This window comes from Pseudomonas sp. CCI1.1, assembly GCF_034348165.1.
Lineage (GTDB): Bacteria > Pseudomonadota > Gammaproteobacteria > Pseudomonadales > Pseudomonadaceae > Aquipseudomonas > Aquipseudomonas paracarnis.
This window is the reverse complement of sequence record NZ_CP133780.1, coordinates 5931526-5943617: the sequence shown is the minus strand read 5'-3', so window position 1 is coordinate 5943617 and position 12092 is coordinate 5931526. Positions and strand designations below refer to the sequence as shown.

Annotated in this window: 12 protein-coding genes and 1 pseudogene; 10 read left to right on the top strand and 3 right to left on the bottom strand. The window is 60.4% G+C overall.

All coding sequences use genetic code 11. The annotated features are described in order from the left end of the window. Positions 1-18 precede the first annotated feature (18 nt). From merF to merT, 3 genes are read right to left on the bottom strand one after another with little or no spacing between them, the layout of a single operon-like run. Positions 19-276 carry a mercury resistance system transport protein MerF gene (merF, locus tag RHM69_RS26895; RefSeq protein WP_033988342.1) on the bottom strand — a complete coding sequence of 86 codons (258 nt, stop codon included), beginning with the start codon at positions 274-276 and terminating at the stop codon, positions 19-21. A 2-nt stretch (positions 277-278) separates the two neighbouring features. Next, the gene (gene merP / locus RHM69_RS26890; RefSeq protein ID WP_022519794.1) at positions 279-575 is read right to left on the bottom strand and encodes a mercury resistance system periplasmic binding protein MerP; all 297 of its coding nucleotides are present in this window, start codon (positions 573-575) and stop codon (positions 279-281) included. Positions 576-588: 13 nt separating this feature from the next. Further along, positions 589-939, bottom strand: a complete 351-nt coding sequence (merT, locus tag RHM69_RS26885; RefSeq protein WP_027965778.1) for a mercuric ion transporter MerT — start codon at positions 937-939, stop codon at positions 589-591. A 73-nt stretch (positions 940-1012) separates the two neighbouring features. Here merT and RHM69_RS26880 point away from each other — a divergent pair. The 10 genes and pseudogenes from RHM69_RS26880 to rhlB form a co-directional block, all read left to right on the top strand. Further along, positions 1013-1345: pseudogene (locus tag RHM69_RS26880) on the top strand (MerR family transcriptional regulator); the annotation flags it as partial. A 167-nt stretch (positions 1346-1512) separates the two neighbouring features. Beyond that, positions 1513-2193, top strand: coding sequence for a cupin domain-containing protein (locus tag RHM69_RS26875; protein WP_004574802.1), 681 nt, complete (start codon positions 1513-1515; stop codon positions 2191-2193). Then, complete coding sequence (locus RHM69_RS26870; RefSeq protein WP_004574803.1) at positions 2190-2774, top strand: TetR/AcrR family transcriptional regulator; 585 nt, start codon at positions 2190-2192, stop codon at positions 2772-2774. The genes RHM69_RS26875 and RHM69_RS26870 overlap by 4 nt, the downstream gene beginning before the upstream one ends. Positions 2775-2833: 59 nt before the next feature. Continuing rightward, positions 2834-3610, top strand: a complete 777-nt coding sequence (locus RHM69_RS26865; RefSeq protein ID WP_004574804.1) for an SDR family NAD(P)-dependent oxidoreductase — start codon at positions 2834-2836, stop codon at positions 3608-3610. Positions 3611-3624: 14 nt separating this feature from the next. Beyond that, on the top strand, positions 3625-4191 hold the full coding sequence (locus tag RHM69_RS26860; RefSeq protein WP_004574805.1) for an OsmC family protein: 567 nt from the start codon (positions 3625-3627) through the stop codon (positions 4189-4191). Between the two features lie 286 nt (positions 4192-4477). Continuing rightward, positions 4478-5038 carry a recombinase family protein gene (locus tag RHM69_RS26855; protein WP_003282175.1) on the top strand — a complete coding sequence of 187 codons (561 nt, stop codon included), beginning with the start codon at positions 4478-4480 and terminating at the stop codon, positions 5036-5038. A 3-nt stretch (positions 5039-5041) separates the two neighbouring features. Beyond that, a complete protein-coding gene (locus RHM69_RS26850; RefSeq protein WP_023103787.1) occupies positions 5042-8008 on the top strand; it encodes a Tn3 family transposase in 2967 nt (988 codons plus the stop codon). Between the two features lie 228 nt (positions 8009-8236). Next, on the top strand, positions 8237-9538 hold the full coding sequence (locus RHM69_RS26840) for an ISL3 family transposase (protein ID WP_034075637.1): 1302 nt from the start codon (positions 8237-8239) through the stop codon (positions 9536-9538). Positions 9539-9855: 317 nt separating this feature from the next. After that, a complete protein-coding gene (locus RHM69_RS26835; protein WP_014717019.1) occupies positions 9856-10512 on the top strand; it encodes an alpha/beta hydrolase in 657 nt (218 codons plus the stop codon). A 95-nt stretch (positions 10513-10607) separates the two neighbouring features. Further along, on the top strand, positions 10608-12074 hold the full coding sequence (rhlB, locus tag RHM69_RS26830) for an ATP-dependent RNA helicase RhlB (RefSeq protein ID WP_014717018.1): 1467 nt from the start codon (positions 10608-10610) through the stop codon (positions 12072-12074). The last annotated feature ends 18 nt before the right edge of the window (positions 12075-12092 follow it).

The following is a 12092-nucleotide window of genomic DNA, read 5'->3' as shown; positions in this document are numbered from 1 at the left end:
ATGTGCAGCTGCTTGATGTCACTCAGGGGGCGTATTCCTTGATTTGATAGAGCCGTTGTCACAACAGGCGTCGAACTGCTTCTTACGCCAAATCGCATAAATGGTCAGGCCGATGAAGAAGGCCAGGGCCGGCAATAACACAACGTCGAGATAGCCCGTCAGCCCCGCCAGGCCCACCGTGCCAAGCAGGATCACCAGGATCGGCGTAAAGCAGCACAATGCCACCAGGACGGTGCCGATCACGCTCACGCGCAGCAGGGGCTTGGGATTCTTCATGATCACTCTCGATCCGCTTGCGAGGATGTCGGGGTTGATGGATACCCAGCGTTGATGGTGGCCTCGGTCAATGCCTCCACCGACGTTCGGGCGTCGTCAAAGGTGACCACGGCCTCGAGATCCGCGTAGCTCACGTCGACTTGCGAGACGCCGTCCACCTTGTTGAGGGCGGCCTTGACGGTGATCGGGCAGGCGGCACAGGTCATGCCCGGCACCGACAGCGTCACGGTCTGCAGGGCCGCTAAGGCGGGCGTGCTGAGCAGGGCGAGTAGCGCGATGAAGGCGAAACGAGCTTTCATGGTAGATCTCCTTTTAATAGAACAGGGGCAAGATGTAGGGGAATACCAGGGCGATTAGCACCAGCAGCGATACGAGCCAGAAGATCGCCTTGTAGCCCGTCCTGACCCGTGGCACGGCACACACCTCTCCCGGCTGGCACTTTTCCACTGGCCGAAAGACGCGACGCCAGGCGAAGAACATCGCCACCAGCGCGACGCCGATAAAGAGCGGGCGATAGGGCTCCAACGCCGCCAGATTGCTGATCCAGGCGCCGGAAACGCCCAGCGTGATCAGCACCAGCGGGCCGAGGCAACACGCCGAGGCCAGGAGGGCCGCGACTCCTCCGGCGGCCAGGGGCCCTCGCCCCGTTTTAGATGTCCGCATTGACGATTCTCCTTTCGGGATGGGGGGAGCTACGATAAGGTTACTTCCGTAGCTTGGTACGGAGTCAAGCATCATGAAGAGACATGCAGATAAAGTGGCGGACACCATGACCATTGGCGGCCTGGCCAAGGCGGCCGGCGTCAATGTCGAGACAATCCGCTATTACCAGCGACGAGGGCTATTATCGGAGCCCGAACGCCCTCCCGGAGGTATTCGACGCTATAGTGCCGCCGATATCGACAGGTTGACGTTCGTGAAAACGGCGCAGCAGCTGGGCTTTAGTCTGGATGAGATCAGTGACCTACTTCGGCTGGAAGATGGCGCCCACTGTCAAGAAGCCAGTGCTCTCGCAGAGCACAAGTTAGGGGACGTTCGCGAGAAGATCGACAGGCTTGAAAGAATTGAGAAGGGGACGATAGAGAATTCGGAAAAAATCGTACGCTAAGCTTCGCGAGTTCTTGTAACCAATTCATTGTTTTTTCAATGGATGAAAGAAAATGGCGAAAGCTATTTGACAAACAAATCGGGATCTTATAACTTACCTACCAAGTAGTCGGTAGATGAAATAAAGCCATGAAACTCAATTCAGATCTTTCGCAGCGTGTTGTCGTCGAGCCTTCAAGCTTACAGTGGGTCGATTCGCCAGCGACCGGGATTCAACGCCAGTTACTGGAGCGTGATGGCGACGAAGTGGCGCGTGCCACCTCGATCGTGCGATACGCGCCGGGCTCCGCTTTTGAAAATCATAAGCACGACTTGGGCGAGGAGATTCTGGTCCTGGACGGCGAATTCAGCGACGAATCCGGGACCTTCGGGCCTGGGACTTACATCAAGAATCCACCAGGTTCTTCGCATGCACCGAGCTCCGCGACGGGTTGCACGTTGTTCGTCAAGCTGCGCCATCTTGATCTAGCCGACAGCCAACGCACCGTGGTCGACACCCGTAACGGCCCCTGGTTTCCAGGCCTCGTGCCGGGTCTGTCGGTGATGCCACTTTCTGAGTTCGACACACAACATACGGCTTTGGTGCGCTGGGCCCCGGGGACACGATTCAATTCGCATCGTCACTACGGCGGTGAAGAAATCTATGTGTTGGAAGGCGTCTTTGAGGATGAGTTCGGAAGCTACCCTACCGGCACATGGATGCGCAGTCCGCATTTGAGTGCTCACCGTCCCTTCAGCAATACAGGCTGCACCATCCTGGTCAAGACAGGCCACCTGCCAGTCGCCGAATCAAATGAGGCGCTTGCATGAAGCATTTCTCCGAAATCTCGCCGACCGCCGAGCGGGTGGTCGATGCCGCTGAAGGGTTGGTACAGCAGCACGGCTACAACGGCTTCTCATACGACGACGTGGCCCAGTTGGTAGGCATCAAAAAACCAAGTATCCACCACCACTTTCCCAAGAAGGGTGAACTCGTGGCCGTGGTCGCACAGCGCTACACGCACCGGTTTCGTGAGGAGTTGCTGAGCATCGAAGGGCAGCATGCGAAAGCGCCTGACAGGCTAACTGCGTATGCGGCACTTTTCGAACGCACCTTCGCCAAGGACCGGCGCCTTTGTGTCTGCGGCATGTTGGGTGCCGAGTCGGACTCGCTGCCGGACGCCGTTGTGAGCGAGGTCGAGCGATTCTTTAAAGTCAATCTCGACTGGTTGACTCTTGTCGTTGCCGATGGTCAGCGTGCCGCGCTGATCACCTCGAATTCCACCCCAGAGGCTCTCGCAGAGGCATTCTTGTGCGCGTTGGAAGGCTCGATGATGGTGGGCCGTGGCATGCGGTCGTCACGCGGACCGGCCGAAGTTGGAAACACTTTTCTTTCCACCGTGTTGACCTGAGGTCGGCACTTTTTTTGCAACACAACCCTACCATTTAGTTGGTAGTTAAGGAGATTATTATGAGTACTGAATTTAATGGCAAGAAGTTGTTGGTCATCGGCGGCACTAGCGGGATGGGACTGCAAACTGCCCGCATGGTTCTTGAGCAAGGCGGAAGCGTCGTCATCGTCGGTCACCGTGAAGACAAGGCCGAAGAGGCCCGCAAGGCGCTGTCGTCGTTGGGCACCGTGACCGCCCTGACTGCCGATCTCTCGCGAGCCGAAGATGTGAAGCGACTCCTGCATACCATCGATGAACACCACAAGGACATCAATCTTCTGGTCAACGCGGCTGGGGTGTTCTTCCCGAAGGCGTTTCTTGAGCACACGGAAAGTGATTACGAACAATATTTGACGTTGAATAAAGCGTTCTTCTTCATCACACAAAAAGTCGTGGCCAATCTCGTGGCCAGCGAGCGTCCCGGCGCCATTGTGAACATCGGCTCGATGTGGGGCAAGCAGGCGATTGCGGCTACGCCGTCGTCCGCGTATTCGATGGCAAAAGCAGGTTTGCATTCGCTGACCCAGCACCTTGCGATGGAGCTGGCATCCAAACAAATCAGGGTCAATGCCGTTTCTCCGGCGGTTGTCGAAACGCCGATTTACGAGGGATTCATACCCAAGGCCGAGGTTCATGGCGCCTTACAGGGATTCAACAGCTTCCACCCAATCGGCAGGGTTGGGACGCCACAAGACGTCGCCGAGGTCATCCTCTTCCTGTTGTCGGACAAGGCAGCATGGGTGACGGGCGCAATCTGGGACGTTGACGGCGGCGTGATGGCCGGGCGTAACACATAATGGGGGAACGAGAAATGAACACAAACATTAAAGGAACTCCCGGCAACGGGATCAACGTCGGCGCATTGCGTGAGTTTGCAGATCAGGTCGCAGCAAAGCCCGCCGCAGGCATCGCGACGTTCGGCGTCGTGACAACCTGGGAGGGTGGCACCCGGACGCGTGCGCGAACCATGCCGCTCGTACTAGGTGACACGGCCTTGGCGCGCGGCTTTGTCATCGACGCGGACGAACCGGCAGAATTGCTCGGTACCGACACGGCCGCTAATCCACAAGAATTGATCCTGGCTGCGTTGAACGCATGCATGACTGCAACCTACGCGGCAAATGCGGCGGCAATGAACATCGAGTTGCAATCGCTGACTATCCGCACGAAGGGAAGCCTCGATCTGAGAGGTTTTCTTGGAATCGATCCTGGGATCAATCCAGGGTACGACCAGGTCGAGTATGAGGTCGAAATGGAGTCGTCGGCGGATTCGGCGGCGCTGAAAGCATTGCACGCGCAGGTGCAGCGAACATCGCCGAATTACCACAACTTCGCGAGAGCCATTGATCTCAAGGCCAAGCTGACCATTCTCCAATGATCGAGTCAGTGTTTCCCGTGGTTGGCTGACGGGAGGCCAAACCAGATGCGCTATGACGGAAGGTTCAACCTTCCGTCATCACGTTCTCTGGAATACGCAGTGTCAATTTGAGGTATACCCTAACCGGATGTCAGGCAGGGTCGCGCCGCTTAGTCAGAATAGAGTCCGTTTCCGCATTTTGTGACACATGCCCGCGAAGGTTATAGATTTCAGCCTGACAGAAACTGGCTTTGAGGCGCAACGGAACAGAAAGTGCACTTAAGCCGCCTTCAACCAAGGAGACATCGTGCAGGGGCACCGCATCGGCTACGTTCGGGTCAGCAGCTTCGAGCAGAACCCTGAACGCCAACTGGAACAGACCGAGGTGAGCAAGGTGTTCACCGACAAGGCCTCCGGCAAGGACACTCAGCGCCCCCAGCTCGAAGCGCTGCTGAGCTTCGTCCGTGAGGGTGACACCGTGGTGGTGCACAGCATGGATCGCCTGGCCCGAAACCTCGATGACCTGCGCCGGCTGGTGCAAAACCTGACCCAACGCGGCGTGCGCATCGAGTTCCTGAAGGAGGGGCTGGTCTTCACGGGCGAGGATTCGCCCATGGCCAACCTGATGCTGTCGGTGATGGGGGCCTTCGCCGAGTTCGAGCGCGCCCTGATCCGTGAGCGGCAGCGCGAGGGTATCGCCCTGGCCAAACAGCGCGGTGCGTACCGGGGCCGCAAGAAGGCCCTGTCCGACGAGCAGGCTGCTACCCTGCGGCAGCGAGCGGCTACGGGGGAACCAAAGGCGCAGCTCGCCCGCGAGTTCAACATCAGCCGGGAAACCCTCTACCAGTACCTCCGCACGGACGACTGATACATGCCGCGTCGCTTGATCCTCTCGGCCACGGAGCGGGACACCCTGCTCGCGCTGCCGGCAAGCCAGGATGACCTGATCCGCTACTACACCTTCAACGACTCCGACCTGTCGCTGATCCGCCAGCGGCGCGGCGACGCCAACCGTCTGGGCTTCGCGGTACAGCTCTGCCTGCTGCGCTACCCCGGCTACGCGCTGGGCACCGACAGCGCGCCGCCCGAGCCGGTCATCCTATGGGTGGCCAAGCAAGTCCAGGCCGACCCGGCAAGCTGGGCGAAATATGGCGAGCGCGACGTGACCCGCCGCGAGCACGCCCAGGAACTGCGCACTTACCTGCAACTGGCCCCGTTCGGCCTGTCCGACTTCCGCGCCCTGGTGCGCGAGCTGACCGAGTTGGCCCAGCAGACCGACAAGGGCTTGCTGCTGGCCGGTCAGGCGCTGGAGAGCCTGCGGCAGAAGCGGCGTATCCTGCCGGCGCTGAGTGTGATCGACCGGGCCTGCTCGGAAGCCATGGCGCGGGCCAATCGGCGGGTCTACCGCGCTCTGGTCGATCCACTCACGGACTCGCATCGGGCCAAGCTGGACGAGCTGTTGAAGCTGAAGGCCGGGAGCAACATCACCTGGTTGACCTGGCTGAGGCAGGCACCGCTGAAACCCAACTCCCGGCACATGCTCGAACACATCGAGCGGCTGAAGACATTTCAGCTGGTGGACTTGCCCGAAGGCCTGGGCCGGCACATCCACCAGAACCGCCTGCTCAAGCTGGCCCGCGAGGGTGGGCAGATGACGCCCAAAGACCTCGGCAAGTTCGAGCCGCAGCGGCGCTACGCGACCCTGGCCGCCGTGGTACTGGAGAGCACTGCAACCGTGATTGATGAGCTGGTGGATCTGCACGACCGCATCCTGGTCAAGCTGTTCAGCAGCGCGAAGCACAAGCATCAGCAGCAGTTCCAGAAGCAGGGAAAGGCGATCAACGACAAGGTGCGCCTGTACTCCAAGATCGGCCAGGCTCTGCTGGAGGCCAAGGAAAGCGGCAGCGATCCCTATGCTGCCATCGAGGAGGTGATTCCCTGGGACGAGTTCACCGAGAGCGTCAGCGAGGCCGAGCTGCTGGCCCGGCCCGAGGGTTTCGACCACCTGCACCTGGTCGGCGAGAACTTCGCCACCCTGCGCCGCTACACACCGGCCCTGCTGGAGGTACTGGAGCTGCGCGCCGCCCCGGCCGCGCAGGGCGTGCTAGCAGCCGTGCAGACGCTGCGCGAGATGAACGCCGACAACCTGCGCAAGGTCCCGGCCGATGCCCCCACCGCCTTCATCAAGCCGCGCTGGAAGCCACTGGTGATCACCCCGGAAGGCCTCGACCGGCGCTTCTACGAAATCTGCGCCCTGTCCGAGCTGAAGAACGCCCTGCGTTCTGGCGACATCTGGGTCAAAGGTTCTCGGCAGTTCCGCGACTTCGACGACTACCTGCTGCCAGCAGATAAGTTCGCCGCGCTCAAGCGTGCGCAGGCCCTGCCCCTGGCGATCAACCCGAACAGCGACCAGTACCTGGAAGAGCGCTTGCAGCTGCTGGACGAACAGTTGGCCACCGTCACCCAGCTGGCCAAGGACAACGAGCTGCCCGACGCCATCCTCACCGAGTCCGGGCTCAAGATCACCCCACTGGATGCGGCGGTGCCGGATCGGGCGCAGGCGCTGATCGACCAGACCAGCCAGCTGCTGCCGCGCATCAAGATCACCGAACTGCTGATGGACGTGGACGACTGGACGGGATTCAGCCGCCACTTCACCCACCTGAAGGACGGTGCCGAGGCCAAAGACCGGACGTTGCTGCTGTCCGCGATCCTCGGCGATGCGATCAACCTCGGGCTGACCAAGATGGCCGAGTCGAGCCCCGGCCTGACCTACGCCAAGCTGTCCTGGCTACAAGCCTGGCATATCCGCGACGAAACCTATTCGGCAGCCCTGGCCGAGTTGGTCAACCACCAGTACCGCCATGCCTTCGCCGCCCACTGGGGCGACGGCACCACCTCATCCTCCGATGGCCAGCGCTTCCGCGCTGGCGGCCGTGGCGAGAGCTCCGGGCACGTCAACCCGAAGTACGGCAGCGAGCCGGGACGGCTGTTCTACACTCATATCTCCGACCAGTACGCGCCGTTCAGCACCCGCGTGGTGAATGTCGGCGTGCGAGATTCCACCTATGTGCTCGACGGTCTGCTGTACCACGAGTCCGACCTGCGGATCGAGGAGCACTACACTGACACGGCCGGCTTCACCGATCACGTCTTCGCGCTGATGCACCTGCTGGGCTTCCGCTTCGCGCCGCGCATCCGCGACCTCGGCGAAACCAAGCTGTATGTGCCGCAGGGCGCGCAGACCTACCCGACGCTGCGCCCGCTGATCGGCGGCAGCCTGAACATCAAGCACGTCCGCGCCCATTGGGACGACATCCTTCGCCTGGCCAGCTCGATCAAGCAGGGCACGGTCACCGCCTCGTTGATGCTGCGCAAGCTCGGCAGCTACCCGCGCCAGAACGGCCTGGCCGTGGCCCTGCGCGAGCTGGGCCGGATCGAACGCACGCTGTTCATTCTGGACTGGCTGCAAAGTGTTGAGCTGCGCCGCCGGGTGCATGCCGGGCTGAACAAGGGCGAGGCGCGCAACTCGCTGGCCAGGGCGGTGTTCTTCAACCGCCTTGGGGAAATCAGGGATCGCAGCTTCGAGCAGCAGCGCTACCGGGCCAGCGGCCTCAACCTGGTGACGGCGGCCATCGTGCTGTGGAACACGGTGTACCTAGAGCGCGCCACCCATGCGATGTGCGACACGGGCAAGCCGGTGGACGGCGAACTGCTGCAATACCTGTCGCCGCTGGGCTGGGAGCACATTAACCTGACCGGCGATTACGTCTGGCGGCAGAGCCGCAGGCTGGAGGACGGGAAGTTCCGACCGTTGCGAATGCCCGGAAAACCTTAGCGTACGATTTTTTCCGAATTCTGCGGGCTCCCCGAGAAGGTGCTGAGCGAAATGGTCGACAGATGCCATGCACAACAAGGCAATATCACTTGCCCGCTAATTGCGTCATTGCATGAAGGGCTCAGAGAAGCAGAAGACCCAAGGGAGTAACTCACCTTCAGTTCGTTGAAAACAACGCGGTCAAAGAGTCGCGATCATCTATGGACCATGTCGACAAGGAAAGTTTGCATGACTAGCTTGCCTGACAACATCCTTCACCTTCCCGAGTACCACGTCCTAGGCACCAAGATGGAAGAGCATGATCTCCACTACCAGGTCGAAGCTCCTGAGCCTCTAGCTTGCGAGGAATGCGGCGTTGAGAGTGAGTTTGTCAGGTTCGGCAAGCGCGATGTGGCCTATCGCGACCTACCCATCCACGGAAAGCGGGTCACCCTCTGGGTGGTCCGTCGCCGCTACACCTGCCGGGCGTGTGGAAGGACGTTCCGGCCAGCTCTTCCGGAAATGGTAGACGATCACCGCATGACGCGGAGGCTTTACAACCACGTCGAGAAGGAAGCCTTCAATCACCCCTACACCTACGTGGCTGATACCACGGGCCTCGACGAGAAGACTGTCCGCGAGATATTCAAGAAGAAGGCTGAGTTCCTGGCAGCCTGGCATCGTTTCGAGACACCCCGCTGCCTGGGGATCGACGAGCTGTACCTGAACCGCCGCTACCGCTGCATCCTGACCAACCTGGAGGAGCGTACCCTACTGGACCTGCTGCCCGGTCGCCAGCAGGACGCGGTGACGAGGCGCCTCATGAGCATGACCGAGCGCCACCAGGTCGAGATCGTCAGCATGGATATGTGGAAACCCTACCGCCGTGCTGTCCAGGCGGTACTGCCGCAGGCTCGCATTGTGGTCGATAAGTTCCATGTGGTGCGGATGGCCAACGAAGCCCTGGAGAAGGTGCGTAAGGGACTCAGGAAGGATCTGAAGCCAAACCAGCGGCGGACCCTCAAGGGCGATAGGAAGATCCTGCTGAAGCGTGCCCACGACGTTTCAGATCGCGAGCGGCTTATCATGGAGACATGGACAGGGGCCTTCCCTCAGCTCCTGGCGGCCTACGAGCACAAGGAGCGGTTCTACCACATCTGGGACAGCACCACCCGGCGTGATGCCGAAAAGGCGCTGGCCCGCTGGATTGACGACATTCCACAGGGGCAGAAAGAGGTGTGGAAGGATCTCGTCAGCGCCGTCAGCGGATGGCGCGAGGAGGTGCTGGCCTACTTCGAAACCGACACCCCAATCACCAACGCCTTCACGGAGTCGATCAATCGGCTGGCCAAGGACAAGAACCGCGATGGCCGGGGCTACTCATTCGAGGTGATGCGGGCCCGGATGCTCTACACCACCAAGCACAAGAAGAAGGTGCCGCAGATCAAGGAATCCCCCTTCCTGGGCAAGGCCACCATGACCTACAGCATGGGTCTTCCCGAGCCTGAGAAAAACTACGGCGTCGATCTATCAACCTTCTGGGAGAGTTAAGGGTTCGAAGGAGCAAGGGGGCTCCATCTACCACTTAATCCGGATACCCGGTTTTTTTGGGGCCAAGCAGCATGAGGTTTTTGCGGTAATTCCAGTTGCTTTCCCACAGGCGGCAGTCACTGATAGTGTTACCGTCCTAGGAGAGTTCTGACATCGAGCTACACATAGCAAGGCGCGTACCAGAGTCTTGGTCGAGTGGCTGCAACTGCGGTTACATGGCAAAAGATTCAGCCTTGCGACATTCTCTTAACAGATCAACCTGTTGCGCACCGTTCCGACGCACCTCATCGGAGCGCCCGCACATCTATGGAGCAGACATGACCGAACCCTTGATTCTTCAGCCCGCCAAGCCCGCAGACGCCTGCGTTATCTGGTTGCATGGCCTGGGCGCCGATCGCTACGACTTCTTGCCGGTGGCCGAAGCCCTGCAGGAAACCCTGCTGACCACCCGCTTCGTTTTGCCCCAGGCACCTACGCGTCCGGTGACCATTAATGGTGGCTACGAGATGCCTAGCTGGTACGACATCAAGGCCATGAGCCCGGCCCGTTCGATCAGCCTGGAAGAACTGGAAGCGTCGGCAAAAATGGTCACCGACCTGATCGAGGCGCAACAGAGAACCGGAATAGACACTTCGCGAATTTTCCTCGCCGGTTTTTCTCAAGGTGGCGCGGTGGTCTTCCACACCGCGTTTAAGAAATGGGAGGGCCCCTTGGGCGGTGTGATCGCCCTCTCCACCTATGCGCCCACCTTCGATAATGAGCTGGAATTATCCGCCAGCCAGCAACGCATCCCCACGCTGTGCCTGCACGGCCAGTACGACGAAGTGGTACAAAACGCCATGGGCCGCAGCGCCTATGAGCATTTGAAGGGCCGTGGTGTCACCGTGACATGGCAGGAATACCCAATGGGCCACGAAGTGTTACCCCAAGAGATACACGATATTGGCACCTGGCTGACTGAACGCCTGCGCTGAACCCCGTGTTTATGTAGCCGTATGACAGACGCACTACGCCGCGCTCGATTCTTGCATTACACTGGCCGGCGTACATTCCTTAACCAATTAATGAGATGACCGTGCTCAAAGCACTCAAGAAGATGTTCGGCAAAAGCGAGGCTGAGCCGCTCGCGCCTGTTCCCAGTGCTCCTGCCCCCAAGCCCGGCAACCGCAATGACGGTCAACAGCCCGGCCGGAACGCACCCGCCGCCTCACCGAGCAAAACCACGGTGACGCCGCCTGAACAGGTAAAGCCTGCCGAGCCCGCCCCGACGCCTGTGGCCAAGCCCCGTCGCGAACGTGCGCCCAAGCCGCCCGTGACCCCCTGGAAACTCGAAGACTTCGTCGTCGAACCCCAGGAAGGCAAGACCCGCTTCCACGATTTCAAACTGGCCCCGGAACTGATGCACGCCATCCAGGACCTGGGTTTCCCGTACTGCACGCCCATCCAGGCGCAAGTGCTGGGCTTCACCCTCGCGGGCAAAGACGCCATCGGCCGCGCCCAGACCGGCACCGGCAAGACCGCCGCGTTCCTGATCTCGATCATCACCCAACTGCTGCAAACGCCGCCGCCCAAAGAGCGCTACATGGGTGAACCGCGTGCGCTGATCATCGCCCCGACCCGGGAGCTGGTGGTGCAGATCGCCAAGGACGCCGCCGACCTGACCAAGTACACCGGCCTCAACGTCATGACGTTCGTGGGCGGCATGGATTTCGACAAGCAGCTCAAGCACCTTGAAGCCCGTCACTGCGACATCCTCGTCGCCACCCCGGGCCGCCTGCTCGACTTCAACCAGCGTGGCGACGTACACCTGGACATGGTCGAAGTGATGGTACTGGACGAAGCCGACCGCATGCTCGACATGGGCTTTATCCCGCAAGTACGCCAGATCATTCGTCAGACGCCGCCGAAAGCCGAGCGCCAGACCCTGCTGTTCTCCGCGACTTTCACCGAAGACGTGATGAACCTCGCCAAGCAGTGGACCACCGACCCATCCATCGTCGAGATCGAAGCACTCAACGTTGCCAGCGAAAACGTCGAGCAGCATATCTACGCCGTCGCCGGTGCCGACAAGTACAAGCTGCTCTACAACCTGGTCAACGACAACGGTTGGGAACGCGTGATGGTCTTCGCCAACCGCAAGGACGAAGTGCGCCGCATTGAAGAGCGCCTGGTGCGCGACGGCGTCAACGCTGCGCAACTGTCGGGTGATGTGCCGCAGCACAAGCGCATCAAGACCCTGGAAGGCTTCCGTGAAGGCAAGATCCGCGTGCTGGTGGCTACCGATGTAGCCGGTCGCGGTATTCATATCGACGGCATCAGCCACGTGATCAACTTCACCCTGCCGGAAGTGCCGGACGACTATGTGCACCGCATTGGCCGTACCGGACGTGCCGGGGCAGCGGGTGTGTCGATCAGCTTTGCAGGGGAAGATGACTCGTACCAGCTGCCGTCCATCGAGGCGTTGCTGGGGCGCAAGATCAGCTGTGAGACGCCGCCGACGCACTTGCTGCGGGCTGTAGAACGCAAACGCCCCTGATACCGGAATGCGGTAAAA